Raw genomic sequence first — 21088 nt, forward strand, 5'->3', positions numbered from 1 at the left:
ACGGAAGCGGCAGTGAACGGCCAGAAGACAGCGGCGGCATCGGACCCGTACTTTCCGGCCAACGGCGACGCCCGTTACCGCGTGCACCGGTACGAACTCGCTCTGGAATACCGTCCCGGGCCCAACCGGCTGGCCGGGACGGCCCGGCTCAGCGCCATCGCCGGGCGGGCACCGCTCGCCGAGTTCCAGCTGAACCTGGCCGAGTTCAAAATAGGCCGGGTCCTGGTGAACGGCCGGGCCCCGCACTACGCCCACCGGGGCGGCAGGCTCCGCGTCCGCCCGGCCAAGCCGCTGCCCGCCGGGTCCGCCTTCACCGTGGAGGTGCACTGGGCGGGCAACCCCAGGCCCGTGCGCAGCCCCTGGGGCGGCCTCGGCTGGGAGGAGCTGACCGACGGCGCGCTGGTGGCCAGCCAGCCGGTCGGCGCGCCCTCCTGGTACCCGTGCAACGACCGGCCCGCCGACAAGGCCTCGTACCAGATCTCCGTCAACACGCCGTCCGCCTACACGGTCGTGGCCGGCGGCCGGCTGCTCACCCGTACGACCAAGGCCTCCACGACCACCTGGGTGTACGAGCAGCCCGCGCCGACCTCCAGCTACCTGGTCGGCCTGTCCATCGGCCTGTACGAGACGGTGCTGCTCGGCGAACCCGGGCTCGGCGGTGTTCCGCAGAGCGCCCATGTGCCGGCGCACGTGCTGCCGCGGTTCTCGCGCGACTTCGCCCGGCAGCCCGCCATGATGCGGCTGTTCGAGGAGCTGTTCGGGCCGTATCCCTTCGGCGAGTACGCGGTGGTCGTCGCCGACGAGGAGCTGGACGTCCCGGTGGAGGCCCAGGGGCTCTCCCTGTTCGGCACCAACCACGTGGACGGCGCGCGCGGTTCGGAGCGACTCATCGCCCACGAGCTCGCCCACCAGTGGTTCGGCAACAGCGTGACCATCGCCGACTGGCGGCACATCTGGCTGAACGAGGGCTTCGCCAAGTACGCCGAATGGCTGTGGTCGGAGCGCTCCGGCGGCCGCACCGCGCACGAGCTGGCGGGCGCCGCCCACCGGCTGCTGGCCTCGCAGCCGCAGGACCTCCGGCTGGGCGACCCGGGCCGCAAGCTGATGTTCGACGACCGCCTCTACCAGCGCGGAGGGCTCGCCGTGCACGCGATCCGACGCGCCCTGGGCGACGCCGCGTTCTTCGCGATGCTGCGGGACTGGGCCACGGTGCACCGGCACGGCGTGGTCACCACCACCGGGTTCATCAGCCACGCGGCCCGCTACGCGGCCGAGCCGCTGGACGACCTGTTCTCGGCCTGGCTCCACCAGCCGGCCCTCCCGCCACTGCCGGCGTAGCGGGGTTGCGCCCCCGGCCGGACGCCCCGGCCGGGGACAGCGGTGCTGCTACCAGAGCACGGGCAGGCGCTCCGGCAGGCGCTTCATGAAGCGGGTGCGCCAGACGAGCTGATCGATCGGCACGGCGAGCTGGAGGTTGGGCATCTTCTCCAGGAGCACCTCGATGGCGATCTCGGTGTGCCTCTTGCCGAGGGCGGTGGCCGGGCAGTAGTGCGCTCCGCCGCCGAAGGACAGGTGCGTACCGGCGTTGGGCCGGTCGATGTCCACGACGTGCGGGTCCGGGAACACGGCCGGGTCGGTGTTGGCGGCCTCGACCAGGACGAGCAGGAGCTCGCCCTTCTTCACCTCGACGTCCCCGAGGGTGACGTCCTCGAGGGCGAGCCGGGGCAGCCCGTCGGCGATCGACAGGTTGATGCGCAGGAGTTCGTCCACGGCGGCCGGGATCTTCTCCGGCTCCTCGCGCAGCCGCTCCCACACCTCGGGGTGCTGGATGAGCGAGACGATCGCCATCGTCAGGAAGCCCATGGTGGAGATGACCCCGGCACCGAACAGCGTGACGCCGACCGTCGCCAGCATCTCGTCCGTCAGGTGCGCGTAGTCGGGATCCTCGCGCAGGGCGGCGAGTTCGGCGATGAGCCCGGTGGTGGCGGGGTCGTCGAGGCGCTCCACCATGTAGGCGATGTCCCGGTCCCAGTTGAGCTTGGCGCCGGTGATGGGGCACGCCGAGTTCATGAACGCGATGTCGAGACTGGCGGCCAGGCGCGGGGCGTCGGCCTCGGGGATGCCGAGGATCCGGCAGTGCAGGTTCTCCGCGTACGGGTTGGTGAACTGGCCGCGCAGGTCGACCGGCGCCCCGTGGGCCAGGAGGCCTTCGACGAGGGCGGAGGCGTGGTCGCGCATCCAGTCGGTGAGCCCGTCGGTCTTGGGGTTGATCGCCTTGAGGACGGCCTTGCGCAGTCCGGCGCCCGTGATGTTGCCCATGTTGTTGACGACCTCCGGCGGGATCGTCAGCGCGTACTGGCGGGGCACACCGGGCGCAGAGGTGTCCTTCAGGCTGAACCTCGGGTCTTCGAGGACCTGCTTGCACAGCTCATAGGAGGAGACGAGCCAGGCCTCGTCGCCGGCGATCGTCCGCACCCGCTTGACCGGTTCGCCGCGCAGCGCCTCGACCTCGGCGGGGAGCTGGTCACCGCGCGCGGAGAACGGGAAGTCGAGAAGGGTCTCAGTGGACATCGGATGCTCCTTCGGCGGGGGTGATGACGGCGTGGCCCTGGTTGCGCGAGGCGCGCAGGCCCGAGCCGCGCGAGTACAGCAGTTCCGCCATCGGCAGGAGCTGGTGGTAGCAGTTGAGGGAGGACGGCACCCCGAGGATGGCGGGGGTGTCGAGGAAGAGAGGCGCTTCCGCGCAGACGTACTCCAGGCACACCTCGCGTTGCCGGGTGGTGGCCGCCTTCCCGTTCAGGACCTTCGAGGAGAGGAACGCGTCGACCAGGGAGTTGCACGTCGTCCGGAAATCCGGGTCGCTGTCGAGCAGGTTGTTCAGGTGCGAGTGGAGCGCGCGGTAGGCCGGGATGTCGGTGAGGGACGACATCGGGCGGGCGCGCAGGCGCGCTCCGGAGGGGTCGGCTTCGGCCGCGGCGTTGTTGACCTTGGCGCGGACACCGCGCAGGTTCTTCACCGCCTTGCGGCGTGCTTCGTCCTCGCCGTAGCCGAGGGCCTCGTACATCTCGGCCACGTGCATGTCGGTGTAAATGAGGTCGACCTGCTGGAAGTTGCGCATGCCCCACTGGGCGAGGTCCATGACCCGTTGGGCCGAGAAGTAGCTGTTCCCCGGGGAGATGCCGATGACGGCGTGATCGCCATCAGTGTGGATCACTTCGCAGTGCGGGGTGTACGGCCGGACCGTGAAGACTTCGGTTGCTGTCGTCAACAGGGTGTCGAGTCCTTCGCGCCGCGAGTCCCAAGGGGCCCTGTGCCCAAGGTGTGGCGGCGACGTGAAGGAAGCTACACGAACGGTGTGCAACGTTCCATGTCTACTGGGTGACAACTCACCTGCTGGACATCACGGTTGTGTGGAAGGCGTCCGGATGGTCCGGGTCGGCCGGGTGTGCACCCGGCCGACCCGGACGTCATGGTCAGACGAGGTCGAACCGGTCGAGGTTCATGACCTTGTCCCAGGCCACGACGAAGTCCTTGACGAACTTCTCCTTCGCGTCGTCGCTCGCGTAGACCTCCGCGAGCGCGCGCAACTCCGAGTTCGACCCGAAGACGAGGTCGGCCCGGGTGCCGGTCCACTTGACCCGGCCCGTGGCGGCGTCGCGGGCCTCGAAGGTGGTCGCGTCAGCGGACGTCGGCGTCCACGCCGTGCCCAGGTCGAGCAGGTTGACGAAGAAGTCGTTCGTCAGGGACCCGGGCGTCGTGGTGAGCACGCCGTGCGGGGACCTCTGGTGGTTGGCGCCGAGGACGCGGAGGCCACCGACGAGGACCGTCAGCTCGGGGGCGCTCAGGGTCAGCAGGTTCGCCCGGTCGAGCAGCAGGTACTCGGCCGGCAGCCGGTTGCCCTTCCCGAGGTAGTTGCGGAACCCGTCGGCGGTCGGCTCGAGCGCGGCGAACGACTCCACGTCCGTCTGCTCCTGCGAGGCGTCCGCGCGGCCCGGCGTGAAGGGGACCTCGACCGTGAAGCCGGCGTCCTTGGCGGCCTGTTCGACGGCGGCCGCGCCGGCGAGCACGATCAGGTCGGCGAGCGAGATCCGCTTGCCCCCGGCCTGCGCGGCGTTGAAGGCCTCCTGGATTCCGGTCAGGGTGCGCAGTACGGTCGCCAGCTCGTCGGGGTCGTTGACCTCCCACCCGCTCTGCGGCTGGAGGCGGACGCGGGCCCCGTTGGCACCGCCGCGCTTGTCGCTGCCGCGGAAGGACGAGGCCGACGCCCACGCGGCGGAGACCAGTTGGGACACCGACAGGTCCGAGTCGAGGACCTGCCCCTTGAGCGCGGTGACGTCGGCGGCGTCGACGAGTCCGTGCGTGACCGGAGGCAGCGGGTCCTGCCACGGCAGCGTCTCGCTCGGGACCTCGGGGCCGAGGTAGCGCACGATCGGGCCCATGTCGCGGTGGGTCAGCTTGAACCACGCGCGCGCGAAGGCGTCCGCGAACGCGGCGGGCTCCTCGAGGAAGCGACGGGAGATCTGCTCGTAGGCAGGGTCGAACCGGAGCGAGAGGTCGGTCGTCAGCATCGTCGGGGCGTGGCTCTTCGACGGGTCGTGCGCGTCGGGCACGGTACCGGCCCCGGCGCCCTCCTTCGGCCGCCACTGGTGCGCTCCCGCGGGGCTCTTGAAGAGCTCCCACTCGTGGCCGAAGAGGATCTCGAAGAAGCTGTTGTCCCAGGCGATCGGGGTGTTCGTCCAGGTGCCTTCGAGGCCGCTGGTGATCGTGTCGCCACCCTTGCCGGAACCGAAGGTGCTGCTCCAGCCGAGGCCCTGCGCCTCGAGCGGGGCCGCCTCGGGGTCGGCGCCGACGCTGTCGGCCGGGCCCGCGCCGTGGGTCTTGCCGAAGGTGTGGCCGCCCGCGATCAGGGCGACCGTCTCCTCGTCGTTCATCGCCATCCGCCGGAACGTCTCGCGGATGTCGCGCGCCGCGGCGAGCGGGTCCGGATTGCCGTTGGGGCCCTCGGGGTTGACGTAGATGAGGCCCATCTGGACCGCGCCGAGGGGGTCTTCCAACTCCCGGTCGCCGGTGTAGCGCTCGTCGTCGAGCCAGGTGGTCTCGGGACCCCAGTACACGTCCTCGTCGGGCTCCCAGACGTCCGGACGGCCGCCGCCGAAGCCGAAGGTCTCGAACCCCATGGACTCCAGGGCGACGTTGCCGGCGAGGATCATGAGGTCGGCCCACGAGAGGCTCTGGCCGTACTTCTTCTTGACCGGCCACAGCAGGCGGCGCGCCTTGTCGAGGTTCGCGTTGTCCGGCCAGCTGTTGAGCGGGGCGAAGCGCTGCTGGCCGGCCCCGGCGCCGCCGCGCCCGTCGCTGATCCGGTAGGTGCCCGCGCTGTGCCAGGCCATCCGGATGATGAAGGGGCCGTAGTGGCCGAAGTCGGCGGGCCACCAGTCCTGTGAGGTGGTCAGCACCTCCTCGATGTCCCGCTTCACCGACGGCAGGTCGAGGGTGTTGAACGCGGCGGCGTAGTCGAACTCCTCACCGAGGGGGTTGGCCACGGCGGGGTTCTTGGCGAGGATCTTCAGGTTCAGGCGCTCGGGCCACCACTGGCGGTTTCCACCACCCTGGGTCGGGTGCGCGGCGCGCCCGTGATCGACGGGGCAGCCACCTCCACCCTCGGCCTTGGCGTCGATTGCGTCGTGGTTCTCAGACATGGGAATCCTTCCGGACCAAACGGATCACGGTGTTCAGGAACGGCATGCGTGGAACGCGCGGGGCCCAGGCCCCCAGTCATTGGTCCGCTCTGGAGTTTTCCTGTCCCTTGGCTAACTGCGAAACTGATCCTACGATGGACGGAATCCAAGTCAAGAAGGACACCAAGCCCTTATCCCGTCGGAAATGGTGAGCCGATATGAGTGACCTGCTGGAGCGACTGCGCGGGCGTGGCTGGCGGATGACGTCGCAGCGGCGGGTCGTCGCGGAGGTCCTCGACGGCGACCACACCCACCTCACGGCGGACGAGGTGCACGCCCGCGCGGTACGGCTGTTGCCCGAGATATCCCGGGCGACGGTGTACAACGCGCTGGGCGAACTGGTCTCGCTGGGCGAGGTCGTGGAGGTGTCCACCGACGGCCGGGCGAAGCGCTACGACCCCAACGCGCACCGGCCGCACCAGCACCTCCTGTGCTCAGGCTGCGGCCTCATCCGCGACGTCCACCCCACCGGCGACCCGCTGGCCGACCTCCCGGAGGCGGGACGCTTCGGCTTCACGGTCTCCGACGTCGAGGTCACCTACCGCGGCCTGTGTCCGGCCTGCGCCTGAAAGTCCCTGGGGGCGAGGACGTGGCGAGGCGCTCAAGGCCCTGAAGCGGTGATGTGAAGACCTCGTGCACATTGCGTGAGGGAGATCGGGGCGCTCCGCAGGTTTTTCGTCAGGGAATTCGTATGACTGTGCGGGAAATCGCTTGTCGCATCCTTCGAACTCGTCGGTAACTCGTGACGAAACCCGAGCTCCTGGCCCTTGCGGGGCCCTGACCAGCCACAACTCGGCTTCGTGTAAGGACCGCACACCGCGTTAGGGGATTCGCACACGACGGGTATGGTCGAGCGCGTTCGCACGCCGGTGGGTGGGTGTGAATCACCGGGAATTCCGCTGGGGGAGGGAAAACGGGGCACACACGGCCCCGCGTGCGACGACCGACCGGAAGACGTTCGAGGCGAGGCAAACCGATGGATGCTCCGACCACCACGTCGGCTGATGGCGACAGATCCGGGGGCGGCGGCAGCCGGGACGCGGGCTGGTTCGGTCGAAGCCCGAAGGCGACGACCCCGGACCCGGCTCCGGCCGGGACCGGGCGGCATCCCCAGGACACGCAGGGGGAGGGGACGGGCCGCATACCCAGTCGGCCCGTCACCCCTATACGCCCGGTGCGCAGCGGCACCGAACGGGCCCGCCGGGCACCCGGGGCACCCGCACCGGTCCCCCATGCCCGCACGGCCCCGGCCGACCGACCGGCCCATCCCGCCCCCGCCCGCGAGGAGGCCGCGGAGCCCCGGGAGGAGCGGACCGCGCCGGTGCCCGAGGACACCTCCGACGGCGCGCTCCTGCGCCGCACGATGGCGGAGATCGAGCCGATCGCCGACAAGGTCACCTCGCACTTCTACGCGCTGCTCTTCCTCCGCCACCCCGACCTGCGGGCCCTGTTCCCCGCGGCGATGGACACCCAGCGCGACCGCCTCTTCAAGGCGCTGCTCACCGCCGCGACCCATGTGGAGGACACGGCGCTCCTGACCGAGTACCTGATGAACCTCGGCCGCGGGCACCGGAAGTACGGCACCCGGCCCGAGCACTACCCCGCCGTCGGCGAGTGCCTCATCGGCGCCCTCTCCCGCTACGCCCCGCAGACCTGGGGTCCGAAGACCGAGGCCGCCTGGGTGGGCGCGTACACCGTCATCTCCCAGATCATGATCGACGCGGCGGCCAAGGACGAGCTGCGCGCGCCCGCCTGGTGGCAGGCCGAGGTGGTCGCCCACGAGATGCGGACACCGGACATCGCCGTGGTGACCCTGCGGCCCGACGCGCCCTACCCCTTCCTCGCCGGGCAGTACGCCGCCGTCGAGACCCCGTGGTGGCCCCGTGTCTGGCGGAACTACTCCTTCGCCTCCGCGCCCCGCTCCGACGGGCTGCTCTCCTTCCACGTCAAGGCCGTTCCGGCGGGCTGGGTCTCGGGCGCCCTCGTGCACCGCGCCCGCCCGGGGGACGTGATCCGCCTCGGCGGCCCCACCGGATCCATGACGGTGGACCACACCACCGACAACGGGCTGCTCTGCCTCGGCGGCGGCACCGGCATCGCGCCCATCAAGGCCCTGGTCGAGGACGTGGCCCGGCACGGCCGCCGCCGATCCGTCCAGGTCTTCTACGGGGCCCGCCGCGACCACGACCTGTACGACATCGACACGATGCTGCGCATGCAGCAGTCGCACCCCTGGCTCAACGTCCGCCCGGTCGTCGACGACGGCCCCGGCGACAACCTGTGCGGCCGGCTGCCGGAGGCCGTGTGCGAATACGGTCCGTGGCACACGTACGACGCGTACCTCTCCGGCCCGCCCGGCATGATCCGCCAGGGCGTCGACACCCTGCTGGGCATCGGCATGCCCACCCACCGCATACGGCACGACTCCATCGAGGAACTGGTCGGGGCAAGGAATTGAGCACATCCGAACGGACCGGGCAGCAGTCGGCGGCGCCGGAGCGCACCACCCGCCCTGGCAGCGACGGCGAACACATGGTCCAGCAGCGCATGGGCACGACCGAGCGCGCCGACAAGTTCTACGCCGAGCAGGTGCTCGACCGGCTCAACACCCGGATGCGGGAGTTCGTGGCCCGCCAGGAGATGTTCTTCCTGGCGACCGCCGACCGGCACGGCGAGTGCGACAACACCTTCCGCGCCGGCCCGCCAGGCTTCCTCCACGTCCTGGACGAGCTGACCCTCGCCTACCCCGAGTACCGGGGCAACGGCGTGCAGGCCAGCCTCGGCAACATCGAGGAGAACCCGCACGTGGGCATCCTCATGATGGACTTCCTCCGGGACCGCATCGGGCTCCACGTCAACGGCAGGGCACGCGTCGTCGCCGATGAGGAGATGCGCCGCGCCCGCCCGGGCCTCGCCGTCGATCCGGTGCCCGGGCGCCGCGCCCGGGTGTGGGTGGAGGTCTCCGTCGAAGAGGCGTACATCCACTGCGCCAAGCACATCCCCCACCTGCAGAAGGTGCCGCTGCACGGCGCCGGCCGCGCGTGGGGGACGGACGACTTCCGGCGCAAGGGCGGCGATTTCTTCGCGGCCGCCGCCGAGGCGCCGGACCGAGGGGTGTTCCTGCCGCCGCCCCGCGCGGACGCGGCGACCTGGCAGGCGGAGGCCGAGCGGGTCCTGGAGCGGGCCGAGCACCGCTCGGGCGAGTCCGGGGACCCGGGGTACACCGGCTGGTTCAGGGTGCGGCGATCGCGTGTCCCGCGGCGCGGCTGACGGGTTCGTCCCGTATCAGAAGTTGATCATGTGGTCGGCGAGTCCGTGTACGGCCTCCTTGACCGCCTCGCCCGGCGTCGGGTGCGCCACGGCCGGGCTCGTGAGGTTGTCCACAGGTTCCGGTGAGCGGGCCCGGCGTGTCGGCGGGTGCCGTTACGCTACGTGAATGGCCCTTCCGGATGCTTCCCCCGAGATCTCCGATGCTCTGCAGGTGCTCCACCGCGTCTTCGGTTACAGCTCCTTCCGCGGTGAGCAGCAGGAGATCATCGAGCAGGTCGTCGGCGGCGGTGACGCGCTCGTGCTCATGCCGACCGGCGGCGGCAAGTCGCTCTGCTACCAGATCCCGGCGCTCGTCAGAGAAGGCACGGGCGTGGTGATCTCGCCGCTCATCGCGCTGATGCAGGACCAGGTGGACGCGCTCACCGCCCTCGGGGTCCGGGCCGGATTCCTCAATTCCACCCAGGACCCGCACGAGCGGCAGGTGGTCGAGCAGACCTTCCTCGCCGGCGAGCTGGACCTGCTCTACCTGGCTCCCGAGCGGCTGCGCACGGAGAGCACGCAGCGGCTGCTCGACCGGGGCACGGTGGCGCTCTTCGCGATCGACGAGGCGCACTGCGTCGCCCAGTGGGGCCACGACTTCCGGCCCGACTACCTCGCCCTGTCCATGCTGCACGAGCGCTGGCCGAAGGTGCCGCGCATCGCGCTGACCGCGACGGCCACCGAGGCCACCCACACCGAGATCGCGGCGCGCCTCGGCCTGGAGGAGGCCCGGCACTTCGTCGCCAGCTTCGACCGGCCGAACATCCAGTACCGCATCGTCGCGAAGAACAACCCGCTCAAGCAGTTGCTGGAGCTGATCCGGACCGAGCACGACGGGGACGCCGGAGTCGTCTACTGCCTCTCGCGGTCCTCGGTGGAGAAGACGGCGGCCTTCCTGGTCGAGCAGGGCATCGACGCCGTGCCCTACCACGCCGGAATGGACGCCCGGGCCCGAGCGGCGAACCAGTCGCGCTTCCTGCGCGAGGACGGGGTCGTGGTGGTGGCCACGATCGCCTTCGGCATGGGCATCGACAAGCCGGACGTCCGCTTCGTGGCCCACCTCGACCTGCCGAAGTCGGTCGAGGGCTACTACCAGGAGACCGGCCGCGCCGGCCGCGACGGCGAGCCGGCCACGGCCTGGCTGGCGTACGGCCTCCAGGACGTGGTCCAGCAGCGCAAGATGATCGACGGCTCCGAGGGCAACGAGGCGCACCGCCGGTCCCTGGCCATGCACCTGGACGCCATGCTCGCGCTGTGCGAGACGGTCGACTGCCGCCGGGAGCGGCTGCTGGAGTATTTCGGGCAGCTGGGCGGGCCCTGCGGCAACTGCGACACCTGTCTGACGCCGGCCGAGTCCTGGGACGGGACGGTCGCGGCGCAGAAGCTGCTGTCCGCGGTGTGGCGGCTGGCGAGGGAACGGCGCCAGAAGTTCGGCGCCGGCCAGATCATCGACATCCTCCAGGGCAAGAAGACCGCCAAGGTCATCCAGTTCGACCACGACGCGCTCTCGGTCTTCGGCATCGGGGCGGATCTGAGCACCGCCGAGTGGCGAGGGGTCGTCCGCCGGCTGCTGGCGCAGGGGCTGCTGGCGGTCGAGGGCGACTACGGGACGCTCGTGCTGACGGACGACAGCGGAGAGGTGCTGGGAGGCCGCCGCACCGTCATGATGCGGAAGGAGACGGCGCCGGCCGCCTCGTCCCGCAAGGAGCCCCGATCCCGGTCGGGGCGGGCCTCCCGGGTCCCGGTCGACCTGCCGGCTGCCGCCGTACCGGTCTTCGAGGCGCTGCGCGCCTGGCGCGCGGCGACCGCGCGGGAGCAGGGGGTGCCGGCGTACGTCGTCTTCCACGACGCGACGCTGCGGGAGATCGCGACGAGCCTGCCCACCACGGCCGAGGAGCTGGCCACCGTCGGCGGCGTCGGCGAGGCCAAGCTCACCAAGTACGCCGAGGGGGTCCTCGACACCCTGGCGGAGTCCGGCGCCGCCGAAGCCGCCCCGTCGGCCCCCGCCGCGCCCGCCCCGGCTCCGGCGGCGTCGGTGCCGGCGGCCCGGCCCGCGGAGCCGTACACGGACGAGCCGCCCTTCGACCTGGACGAGATGGACCCGCCCTGGGACGACTGGGAGTAGCCGGTGCCGTACGGCAGGGTGTGCCCGCCAATGCGCCGGAACGTCCCCCTCCGCAGATGGGGCAGGTGTCCGGCGGGCATGCCAAACGCGGCCGAGCAGCATGGTTTACGAGAGACCCGCTCGCGCTAGTGTGCGCGTGTGAGCCTTCATATCGTTATAGGTTTCGGACCCGCCGGCGCTGCCACCGCTCGACTGTTGGTCGAACAGGGGCATTCGGTAAGGGTGGTCACCAGGTCGGGCAGAAGTCCGGAACCCGGCATCGAACACCTCGCGTTGGACGCGACCGACAGCGAGCGGCTGACCGAAGCCGCCCGGGGCGCGGCCGCGATCCACAGCTGCGCCGCGCCGCCCTACCACCGCTGGGCCGATGAATGGCCGCCGCTGGCCGCCTCGCTCTGCGCCGCGGCCGAGGCCACCGGGGCCGTCCTGGTGATGCTGGGGAACCTCTACGCCTACGGCCCGGTGGCCGGTCCGCTGACCGAGGAGCTGCCGCTCGCCGCGACCGGCGCCAAGGGGCGGGTGCGCGCAGCGGTGTGGGAGCAGGCGCGGGCCCTGCATGAGCAGGGCCGTATCAAGGCGGTCGAGGTGCGGGCCTCGGACTTCTTCGGACCCGGTGTGACCGAGGGCGGCCACCTGGCCGGGCGGGTCGTCCCGCCGCTGCTGCGCGGCAAGCCGGTCTCCACGCTGGGGGACCCGGACGCCCCGCACAGCTGGACCTACCTGCCCGACGTGGCCAGGGCCCTGGTGGAGGTCGCGGGCGAGGAGCGGGCCTGGGGGCGTGCCTGGCACGTCCCCACGGAGCCCGCGCTGTCCGTCCGGGAGATGGTCGACCGCCTCGCCGCCCAGGCGGGAACGGGGCCGGTCGCGGTGCGCAGGCTCCCGTCGGCCGTATTGGCCGTGGGCTCGCTCGTCTCCCCGCTCCTGCGCGAACTGAAGGAGATCCGCTACCAGTTCGACCGGCCGTTCGTCGTCGACTCGAGCGCCTACGAGGCCGCGTTCGCGGTCCGGGCCACCCCCGTCGAGGCGCAGATCAAGGCGACCGTGGACTGGTGGCGCGAGCGACTGACAACCACCGGGTGACCGCTGTGACGGGGACGGATCCCACCGTGGACTCAAGCGCAGCGCGGCCGGACGACATCGCCATCGTGGGGATGGCCTGCCGGTTCCCGGGAGCGCGCAATGTGAACCAGTACTGGCGGCTCCTGAATGACCCGCAGGCACAGTTCTCCGGCATCCCGGACTCGCGGTGGCGCGCCGCCACCTTCCTCAGCGACGACCTCCGCGACACCTCGTCGGCGTACACGGACACCATGGCGCTGCTGCCGGACGTGGACCTCTTCGACGCGGCGCATTACGGCATCCCGCCGCGGCGGGCCAGGGCGATGGATCCGCAGCACCGCCTGCTGATCGACCTCGCCCGCGAGGCGATCCAGGACGCGGGGTGGGAAGCCGACGGATTCGACCGCGAGGAGACCTCGGTGATCACGGCGCTCACCGAGAGCGGCTACCGCGAGCTCAGCACCATGCGGATACGCATGCGCCAGCTGACCGGCGGCGAGTTCGGGGCGCGGGCCACCGACCCCGGCTGGCCGGAGACGGTCCGCGCGGTCGACGCGCTGCACGGCACGTCCGTGGCCGGGCTCCTGCTCAACATGGGGCCGAACACGATCAGTTCGGTCTTCGACCTGCACGGCGAGAGCTACGCGCTGGACGCGGCCTGCTCCGGTGGCCTCATGGCCGTGGCCAACGCCGTGTACGCCCTGCGCGTGGGCCGCTCCCGCATCGCCCTCGCCGGCGGCGCCCAGCTGATCCTGGCCCCCGACCTGCTGGTGGGGCTGTGCCGGGTGGGCGCTCTCTCACGCAGCGGCAGATGCCTGCCCTTCGGCAGTCAGGCCGACGGCTTCGTCCTCGGAGAGGGCGGCGGCGTGCTGGTGCTGCGGCCCCTGACCGACGCACGGGCGGCCGGCGACCGCGTCTACGCGGTGATCCGGGGTGTGGGAACGGCCAATGACGGAACCGTGCAGGGCGGCATGCACCCGCAGGCGGCCGGCCAGCTCCGGGCGCTGCGCCGCGCCTACCGGGATGCCGCTCTGCCCCCGGACGCCGTGGGCTACCTGGAGGCGCACGGCACCGGGACCACGGTGGGCGACCCCGTCGAGCTCGCCGTCCTGCGCGAACTGCGCGGTGAGCGGGCCGAACCCGCCTTCCTCGGCGCCGTGAAGGCGGTGGTCGGGCACTCGCTGAACTCGGCGGGCATCGCCGGGCTCATCAAGTCGGTCCTGGCCGTGCAGCGGGGGGTGATACCGCCGCAGCCGGAGTTCGACCTGGCCGATCGGTCCGGGCTCGACGCGGCGCGGCTCACCGTCCCGACGACGCCGACCCGGTGGCCGGAGACCGGCCGACCACGCCGGGCAGGCGTGAGCTCCTTCGGCTTCGGCGGCACCGGCGTCCACATGGTGGTGGAGGAAAGCGGCACGGAACCGGCCGCCCCGCAGGCACCGGCCGGGCAACCGCACCGCCTGGTGCTCAGCGCCCGCGACCGGGACGGGCTGGCCCGCTACGCCCGGGAGCTGGCGCGGACCCTCGCCGAGGAGCAGCCCCCGCTCGCCCGGGTGGCGGACACCCTCGCCCGCCGGGCCCCGCTCACCGAACGCTTCACCCTGGAGGCGCGGGACACGGCCGACGCCGCAGCCCGGCTGACCGAGGCCGCCGCGGCCGTGGCGGCGGGCCGTACCGTGGACCGGGAGCCGGACCAGGAACAGGCGCGACCGGCCGCGGAGCGCGTACCCCCGTGCACCCTGCCGCCGAGTCCGCTCGCCCCGCGCCGGCACTGGGTCGTGGACGACTCGGCGCGAGACCTGCCGGACCCGGCCGGGGCCGTGGAACCGCCCCCCGACGCGGTACGGGCGGCGCCACCCGAAGCGGAGCGCTTCGACGGCGAGTCCGCCGCGTCCATCGTGCTCGAAGCGGTGTCGCGGACCGGTGTCTTCCCGCTCTCGGACGTGGGCGAGCGCATGACACTGGTGGCCGATCTCGGCTTCGACTCCCTGATGTTGCAGGAGCTGGAGGTCGCCATCGGCAAGCGGGTGCCGGACTTCCGGACCGAAGAGCTGTTCTCGCGTGAACTCACCGTCGGCCGCCTGATCGAGCTGGTCGATCCGGACCACGCGGGGGCGCCGGCCCCCGCGGAGGCGACCCCCCTCCCGGAGCCGCGGGCGCAGTGGCAGTCCGGAACGGCGAGCGTCGACGACTTCCCGGAAGTGGCCGAGTTCGAGAAGCGCTTGGGGTCGGTCGTGGGCAGCGGCGTGGAGTACCCGTACTTCCGGGTCCACGAGGGCAACATCCGCGATACGACGGTGATCGGCGGGCGTCCGTACCTGTCCTTCGGAAGCTACAACTACCTGGGGCTCTCCGGGCATCCCGCGATCAACGAGGCGGCGCACCGGGCAGTGGACCGGTACGGCACCTCGGTCTCCGCGAGCCGCGTGCTCTCGGGCGAGCGGGACCTGACCGTCCGCCTGGAGCGGACCCTGGCCGACTTCCTCGGCGTCGAGGACTGCCTGACGCTGGTGAGCGGCCATGCCACGAACGTCACCGCGATAGGGCACCTCCTGGGCCCGGGGGACCTCGTCGTGCACGACGCGCTCGCCCACGACAGCATCCTCCAGGGCTGCGCCCTGTCCGGAGCGGCACGACGGCCGTTCGCCCACAACGACACCGGTCAGCTGGAGTACATGCTGCGGCTCAACCGCTCCCGCTTCCGACGGGTGCTCATCGCCGTCGAGGGCGCCTACAGCATGGACGGCGACCTCGTCGACCTGCCCGCCGTGATCGAATTGAAGGAACGTTACGGCGCCCTGCTGATGGTCGACGAGGCACACAGCATCGGCACCGTCGGCGCTCACGGCCGAGGGGTCGGCGAGTTCTTCGGCGTCGACCGGTCCGACGTGGACCTGTGGATGGGAACCCTCTCCAAGGCCTTCGCCGGCTGCGGGGGTTACCTCGGCGGCTCGGCCAGAATGGTGCGCTGGCTGCGCCACACCCTCCCGGGCTTCGTCTACAGCGTCGGCCTGACCCCGCCCAACGCGGCCGCGGCGCTGGCCGCCACCGAGCTGATCACCGCGGAACCGCACCGGGTTCGCGCACTGCGACGCAACGCCGAGCTCTTCCTGGGCCTGGCGGCCTCGGCCGGTCTGGCGACGGGATCCAGCGCCGGAACCCCGATCGTGCCCTGCATCCTCGGTGACTCGGCGAAGACCCTGCGCGTCGCCGGCAGGCTGTTCGACCGGGGCGTCATCGCCGATCCGATCTTCCACCCCGCGGTGGAGGAGGGGCTGTCGAGGCTGCGCTTCTTCCTCACCAGCGAACACCGCGAGGACGACATCCGGCGCGCCGTCGCGATCCTGGCCGAGGAGGTGGCCGCCGCGGGGCACTGAGCGACCCACCTCAGATCAGGGTGCGTTCGATCCGGCTGAGCATGGCGCTCTTTCCGGGATCGGCGCCCTCTCCCGCTTCGGCGGCCGGGGACCCGTCGTGCCGCTGCTCGGCGTTGCCCATCCGCTGCGCGAGCAGATAGGCGATGATCTCCGCCTCCTGTTCCTGGACGTCGTCGTACGTGGCCCGCAGGAGCATGTCCCGTACGAGGTCGGGGTCGAGGTCGGGGAAGAGGAGGCGGGCGGCCGCCTCGTCCAGCCCGCCGGCCCCGCGATGGCAGCAGATGATGTGGCCCAGCTCGTGCAAGATGATGTGCTCCTGATGCGCGCTGGTCGTGTTGGCGTCGTAGAAGATCAGGTCCTCGTCGCGCGCGGCGACCCACATGCCGCACGGATGCGAGGAGGGCATCTGCATCGGGACCAGGACGATCGGACGGCCGCGCACCTCGCCGAGGTGCCGGCACAGTTCGGCCACGTCGGTCGCCTGCGGGAGGTCGAGCTCGGCGATCCGCTGCGCGCCGGCCTTCCGGAGCTTCTTGAGCTGGCTGCGGCGGTCCTGATCGGCCGAGCGCTCCTTCCTGGCGCCCCTCATTCGGGCTCGGAGGAGTCGGTGACGGGCGGCAGGCCCTGCATCTGCCGGTACTGGTCCATGATGGCCGTGATGGCCTGGAGGTTCTCCTTCTTCATCCCGGCGGCCCGCATCGCCACGGCGCGGACTCCGGACTGCCGCAGCGCCTCGATGGCGGCGAGCTGGCTGAGCACCGACTCGGCGACCTGGTCGTCGAAGAAGTAGGCGACCGAGACGCCGAAGAAGCGCGCGAGGGCGGCGAGGAGGTCGGGGGAGGGATTGGAGCGCTTCCCCGTCCGCAGCTGCGACAGATACACACCCCCGACCTTGAGTTCGGGGTTGGCCCGCTTCAGCTCCTCCGCCACCTCGGCGTTGGTCCAGTGCTTGCCCTTGGGGCGGACGGTCTTGAACAGGTCGTCCAGGCGCACGGCGAGCAGGGGCCGGTCGTCGGCCTCGGTATCGGTCTCAGTCATGGTGAATCTCCCTCCGTCACCTCCTCGGTATAGCCCTTGGCTATACGCCAGTTTCACAGATTAGCGGTCAGTTGACAATTGGCCTGGACTGCGCCAACGTTGGGTCTCGCCGATAGCTGGCAGCTAACTTGGCCGACGGGGGTTGCCGAGTTGGGTGCGGACATCGGACTGGCCCGGCCCTCGGGGGAGAGGCCGGGCCAGTCCGGGCGGGAGCCACCCGTCCGGCCCGAAAGGAAAGCGGGGGAACGGGGGAAGTCCCGCCCGGTTTGACGGGGGATGCAAACCGGGCGGGAACTCTCAACTCGCGGTGCCGAGCTTACTGTAGGCGGCCGCGACTTTGGTGAGCCAGGCCACTTCCGCCGTGAAGTTGTCCGTGTCTCGGTCGTCGAACTCGCCGTCGTCCTTGCTGTCTTGGGGGACGGTGCCGGTCCGCTTGGCGACCAATGCCTGCTTGATCTGCGCCGCTTCCGTGAAGGCCTGCCGCGACTCCTCGCTCGCCTCCTGCCCCGGTCCGCCGGCGCCGTGCGTGGTGCGGTCGATGTAGGGGCGCAGATCCCGCCATCCGTCACGTATTTCGACCACCCGCCGGTGCAGCCGGTAGTCGAGGTCGGACACCGAGGCGGAGGCGCCCGGCGGCTCCAGCGCGATGTCCGGGGAGGACTCGTACAGGTCCCGCCAGAGCGGGTACAGCGCCCGGTAGGACCGGTAGGTGCGGGCCCAGTCCAGCAGCCGGGTGGCCGAAGGGCTCCAGGAGGACATGGTCAGGCTGAGCGAGAGCATGACGATGCCCGCCGCGCTGAAGACGGAAGCCGCGACCTTCCAGGCGCCGATGTCGACACCGCCCGCCGCCGTGAGGATGTTGACCGTACGGGCCAGGCAGTAGAGGAAGAGGACCACCGCGGTGACCGAGAGCAGCCGCAGGGCCTGCCGCAGCGAGGCGTTGTCGGTCATCCGGGCGTAGGGGCCGCACTGGCGGTAGATGGAGACGCAGGGAACCGCCTGGGACACGATGAAGAACAGCAGGTAGGTCAGCAGCAGCGGCTCACTCGTGCCGTCGAAGTCCGAGGTCGGCCGGCCCGGACCGTCCGCGAGGAAGAAGAGGGCCGCCAGCAGCACGTCGAGGGCGATGCCGGTGACCAGCCAGTAGCGCGTCCTGCGCACCGTCTCCTCGTCCGCGGCCGCCCACCGCAGCAGGATGATCTGCGCGCTGACGCAGAAGGCGACCGCCGACAGGTGCATGACGAGGATGGCGAGGTTGCCGACGCCGAGGAAGGTGCCGCCCCCCATGGCGACGGCACCCATCGTGAAGGTGAGGCACTGGAGCACCAGCGTGGCGATCAGCGTGCGGTAGGCGCTGTCCTTCCAGCTGCGGCGTGCCTGGGACAGCCGGTAGACGAGCGCCGCGTACGACGAGAGCGCCGCTATGGCGAAGCAGAGGGTTCTGGTGGCGTTCACGTCAGTCGGTGTTCTCGCCCAGGGGGACCTCGAGCCCGATGCTCTCGGCGGCCACGGCGATGGCGTAGTCGAAGAAGGCCGCCTCGTCCCTGACGCTGTCGTGGGTACGGCTGAAGACCTGGAACACCAGCAGGCCGATCAGATTGCTCCACAGGACGATGCCGCGCTCGATGATGTCCGAGAACGGCGCCTCGGGCACGCCGCCGAAGGCCTCCACGGCCGCCGGCAGGAGCAGCGGCGGGCCGGGCACGGCCCGCCGGGGCGGGGTCAGCTCACCGCCCATGAGGGCCGCCCGCACGATGCCGGCGAGGACCCCGGGCGTGCGCGAGGCGGGCAGGACCGTGTCCTGCGGGGCGTGGTAGCCGGGCACGGGTGAGCCGTAGATCAGCGTGAACTCGGCGGGGTGGTCGAAGGACCACTGCCGCAGCGCGCGCGTCACGGCGAGGAGCCGTGCGCCCGCCCGGGCGCCGGCTTCCCTGGCGGCCTCGTCGGCCCGCTCCATGGCGGCGCCGGAGGCGTTGTAGGCGTCGATGACCAGTGCGGTCAGCAGGTCGTCCCGGTGCGGGAAGGCGGCTTCCACCTCGGTGAGGGCGAGACCGCTGTCGCGCGCCACGGCGTCCAGGGACAGCCCCGCACCCCCCAGCTTCTCCAGCTGCTGTCGAGCGGTGTCCTTGACCAGCGCCGACGGCGTCGTGTGGTCGGCGGTCGAACTCGTTGCTGAATCCATGGGCGGAACCGTACCGGCCGGGCCCCAGGGCCGTGAGCGCAGGCTCCCGGGGACCCCGCCAGGGCGATCCGATCCGGCCAGGTGGTGGCCGTGCGGGCGGCCTTTTATCCGACGTTGAGAGGGGTGTCAAGTCCCGACTTTCCGCAACATGACCGGGTTGTGCCTCCCGGGGCTTACTTGTGTCAGCGGGAAGGACACCCCGGAAACCGGAAAGACCCCACCGCACCATCCCGAATCCCCGGGAAACCTCAATGAATCACCAGAGTTGCTAGGAGAAGATCATGAACCGCAAGATTCGTATCGCCACGCTGGTCGCTTCCGCCTTCATCGGTGGCGGGATCCTCCTTCCGGCCACCGCCGCGACGGCGGCCCCGATGCCCAACCACGTCGTCGCCCTCGTGGAAGACGGCGGCGCCGGCGGCGCCGGAGGCAAGGGCGGTAGCGGCCTGGTCGGCGGCGCCGGTGGTGGCGGCGGCCAGGGTGGCGCCAGCCTCCAGGGCAAGGGCGGCAAGGGCGGCGACGGTGGCGAGGGCGGCTTCGGTGTCGTCAACGGTGGCGGCGGCGGCGGCGGTGGCGGCGGCGGCGAGGGCAAGGAAGGCGGCGACGGCGGCAACGGCGGCAAGGGCGGCATCGGCCTCCTCAATGAGGGTGGTGGCGGCGGCGCCGGCGGTAGCGGCGGTGACGGACGCGACAAGGGCGGCAACGGCGGTAACGGTGGTCGCGGTGGCGACAGCCTGAACAACGGTGGCGCTGGTGGTGCCGCGGGCAACGGCGGCAACGGCAAGATCGGCGGCAACGGCGGCTTCGGTGGCGCCGGAGGCACCGGCCTCGGGATCAAGCTCCCGTTCCCGTTCCCCTTCTAATCACCGGACCCGACCCGACGGGGTGGAGGCCTCCAGGGCCTCCACCTCCACCCCCCCGACCCATTTCTCATCCCACCCCTCTTGATCAAGGCGACTTGATCACGGCAACGGAGAACCCCCATGTCCACGATTTCCTGGCAGCGCCCGCTCATCCTGGCGGCCACCTCTCTGGCCCTCTTCGCCGGTACGGCGTGTGCCGCGCAGGCGTCCGAGACCCACTCCCCGGCCGGCGTCAGCGCCTCGGCCGTCGCCGAACACCCGCCCTGCTTCAAGATCGGCAGGGGTGGAGAGGGCGGCAAGGGCGGCGAGGGCGGCAAGGGCGGACAGCCCGGCAAGCCTGGTGAGCCCGGCAAGCCCGGTCGCTCCGGGTGCTTCCGGTTCGACGACCTGCCCGACAAGGACAAGTCGGAGCTGTCGGTGATCGACAAGGTGCAGATCGTTCTGCTCCTCGAGGCCGACGACTCGGACGAGATGCGAGACAAGATCACCAAGAAGTACGACATCTCGGACCGCCAGCTCGACACCTGGCAGAAGCAGTACAAGGACGGCGACTGGTTCGCCCTGATGGGAGTCGACTTCCCCCTCTTCGACTGAAGAACCAGGGAGGGAAAGCGGGGGTAAAGGGTTCCCCGGCCCCATGGGCCGGGGAACCCGCGTCTTTCGAAACCGTCATCGCCCACTGAACCAATTTCTCGGCCAGGGAGAATCTCATGCGTGCCACCTCTTGGAAGTTCCGTCTCGGTATCGCCATCTCGGCGGCTCTGATCGGTGCCGGTGCCATGGCGCCGGGCGCCAAGGCCGCTCCGGCGAGCCCGGCGGCCCAGGTCGTCGCCGGCCAGCACCAGGACCTCGTTCTCGGTCGGGGTGGCGGCGGGCACGGTGGGGACCGGTTCGGCGTCGGCCAGGTGCTCGGGAAGCTCAAGGCGGGCACCGGCGGTGTCCAGGTGGGCAACGGAAGCGTCCGCGTCGGCGACAAGGTGTGCGCGGGCAGCTGTGACGGAACGGTCAACGGCACCAACGGCGCCAGGGGCGGGGTCTGCGTCGGGCAGTGCAACGGCAGCGCCAACGGCGGCACCGGCGCCAACGGTGGGCTGGGCGAGAACGGCCAGAACGGCGGCAATGGCGGCGTCTGCGTCGGTGTCTGCCGGGGCAGCGTGAACGGCGGCAACGGCGGCAACGGCGGGGCCGCGCTCCCCGGCGGCGACGGTGGTGCCGGCGGCTGGGGCGGCGACGGCGGACTCTGCATCGGCGTCGGTTGCGAGACCAGCGGCCGTGGCGGCAATGGCGGCAGCGGCGGCTGGGGCTGACCCCCCACCCGCCCCCCGGCAACGTCCTCCAGCGCGGCTTCGCTGGAGGACGTCGTGCGTCCGGCCTCGGACGGGCATACGTGCGGATCA

The 21088-nt window shown here is 71.3% G+C and carries 17 protein-coding genes; 10 read left to right on the top strand and 7 right to left on the bottom strand.

Annotated features, from left to right (window positions below):
• The first annotated feature begins 12 nt into the window (after positions 1 to 12).
• Complete coding sequence (locus tag ACGFYU_RS03890; RefSeq protein ID WP_393825624.1) at positions 13 to 1338, top strand: M1 family metallopeptidase; 1326 nt, start codon at positions 13 to 15, stop codon at positions 1336 to 1338.
• A 48-nt stretch (positions 1339 to 1386) separates the two neighbouring features.
• Here ACGFYU_RS03890 and ACGFYU_RS03895 read toward each other — a convergent pair whose 3' ends face one another.
• The 3 genes from ACGFYU_RS03895 to katG all read right to left on the bottom strand — a co-directional run bounded on the left by ACGFYU_RS03895 (position 1387) and on the right by katG (position 5699).
• A complete protein-coding gene (locus ACGFYU_RS03895; RefSeq protein WP_393825625.1) occupies positions 1387 to 2571 on the bottom strand; it encodes a cytochrome P450 in 1185 nt (394 codons plus the stop codon).
• The gene (locus ACGFYU_RS03900; protein WP_393825626.1) at positions 2561 to 3268 is read right to left on the bottom strand and encodes a tRNA-dependent cyclodipeptide synthase; all 708 of its coding nucleotides are present in this window, start codon (positions 3266 to 3268) and stop codon (positions 2561 to 2563) included. The genes ACGFYU_RS03895 and ACGFYU_RS03900 overlap by 11 nt, the downstream gene beginning before the upstream one ends.
• A 205-nt stretch (positions 3269 to 3473) precedes the next feature.
• A complete protein-coding gene (gene katG, locus ACGFYU_RS03905; protein ID WP_393825627.1) occupies positions 3474 to 5699 on the bottom strand; it encodes a catalase/peroxidase HPI in 2226 nt (741 codons plus the stop codon).
• 197 nt (positions 5700 to 5896) lie between these two features.
• Between katG and ACGFYU_RS03910 the strand changes: the two genes are divergently transcribed.
• The 6 genes from ACGFYU_RS03910 to ACGFYU_RS03935 all read left to right on the top strand — a co-directional run bounded on the left by ACGFYU_RS03910 (position 5897) and on the right by ACGFYU_RS03935 (position 15608).
• Positions 5897 to 6307 (top strand): Fur family transcriptional regulator, encoded by a 411-nt coding sequence (locus ACGFYU_RS03910; RefSeq protein ID WP_393825628.1) that lies wholly within the window; start codon positions 5897 to 5899, stop codon positions 6305 to 6307.
• 407 nt (positions 6308 to 6714) lie between these two features.
• Positions 6715 to 8196: a globin domain-containing protein gene (locus tag ACGFYU_RS03915; RefSeq protein ID WP_393825629.1), complete on the top strand. Its 1482-nt coding sequence runs from the start codon at positions 6715 to 6717 to the stop codon at positions 8194 to 8196.
• Positions 8193 to 9008 (top strand): pyridoxamine 5'-phosphate oxidase family protein, encoded by an 816-nt coding sequence (locus ACGFYU_RS03920; RefSeq protein ID WP_393825630.1) that lies wholly within the window; start codon positions 8193 to 8195, stop codon positions 9006 to 9008. Before ACGFYU_RS03915 ends, ACGFYU_RS03920 begins: the two co-directional genes overlap by 4 nt.
• A 166-nt stretch (positions 9009 to 9174) precedes the next feature.
• Positions 9175 to 11172 (top strand): DNA helicase RecQ, encoded by a 1998-nt coding sequence (gene recQ / locus ACGFYU_RS03925; RefSeq protein WP_393825631.1) that lies wholly within the window; start codon positions 9175 to 9177, stop codon positions 11170 to 11172.
• A 138-nt stretch (positions 11173 to 11310) separates the two neighbouring features.
• Positions 11311 to 12252, top strand: a complete 942-nt coding sequence (locus ACGFYU_RS03930) for an NAD-dependent epimerase/dehydratase family protein (RefSeq protein WP_393825632.1) — start codon at positions 11311 to 11313, stop codon at positions 12250 to 12252.
• 71 nt (positions 12253 to 12323) lie between these two features.
• A complete protein-coding gene (locus ACGFYU_RS03935) occupies positions 12324 to 15608 on the top strand; it encodes an aminotransferase class I/II-fold pyridoxal phosphate-dependent enzyme (protein ID WP_393825977.1) in 3285 nt (1094 codons plus the stop codon).
• Between the two features lie 10 nt (positions 15609 to 15618).
• On the opposite strand, the gene ACGFYU_RS03940 is transcribed toward ACGFYU_RS03935, so the two are convergent.
• The 4 genes from ACGFYU_RS03940 to ACGFYU_RS03955 form a co-directional block, all read right to left on the bottom strand.
• Positions 15619 to 16197: an ImmA/IrrE family metallo-endopeptidase gene (locus tag ACGFYU_RS03940; RefSeq protein ID WP_393825633.1), complete on the bottom strand. Its 579-nt coding sequence runs from the start codon at positions 16195 to 16197 to the stop codon at positions 15619 to 15621.
• Positions 16194 to 16646, bottom strand: coding sequence for a helix-turn-helix domain-containing protein (locus ACGFYU_RS03945; RefSeq protein ID WP_393825634.1), 453 nt, complete (start codon positions 16644 to 16646; stop codon positions 16194 to 16196). Before ACGFYU_RS03945 ends, ACGFYU_RS03940 begins: the two co-directional genes overlap by 4 nt.
• 297 nt (positions 16647 to 16943) lie before the next feature.
• Positions 16944 to 18101, bottom strand: a complete 1158-nt coding sequence (locus ACGFYU_RS03950) for an MAB_1171c family putative transporter (RefSeq protein WP_393825635.1) — start codon at positions 18099 to 18101, stop codon at positions 16944 to 16946.
• A 1-nt stretch (position 18102) separates the two neighbouring features.
• Positions 18103 to 18828 carry a TetR-like C-terminal domain-containing protein gene (locus tag ACGFYU_RS03955; protein WP_393825636.1) on the bottom strand — a complete coding sequence of 242 codons (726 nt, stop codon included), beginning with the start codon at positions 18826 to 18828 and terminating at the stop codon, positions 18103 to 18105.
• Positions 18829 to 19109: 281 nt separating this feature from the next.
• Between ACGFYU_RS03955 and ACGFYU_RS03960 the strand changes: the two genes are divergently transcribed.
• The 3 genes from ACGFYU_RS03960 (at position 19110) to ACGFYU_RS03970 (ending at position 20998) form a co-directional block, all read left to right on the top strand.
• Positions 19110 to 19691: a hypothetical protein gene (locus tag ACGFYU_RS03960; RefSeq protein WP_393825637.1), complete on the top strand. Its 582-nt coding sequence runs from the start codon at positions 19110 to 19112 to the stop codon at positions 19689 to 19691.
• Positions 19692 to 19811: 120 nt separating this feature from the next.
• Entirely contained in the window at positions 19812 to 20285 is a 474-nt protein-coding gene (locus ACGFYU_RS03965) for a hypothetical protein (protein WP_393825638.1), read from the top strand.
• A 116-nt stretch (positions 20286 to 20401) separates the two neighbouring features.
• Positions 20402 to 20998: a hypothetical protein gene (locus ACGFYU_RS03970; RefSeq protein WP_393825639.1), complete on the top strand. Its 597-nt coding sequence runs from the start codon at positions 20402 to 20404 to the stop codon at positions 20996 to 20998.
• Positions 20999 to 21088 lie beyond the last annotated feature (90 nt).

This window comes from Streptomyces sp. NPDC048337, from assembly GCF_043201175.1.
GTDB lineage: Bacteria > Actinomycetota > Actinomycetes > Streptomycetales > Streptomycetaceae > Streptomyces.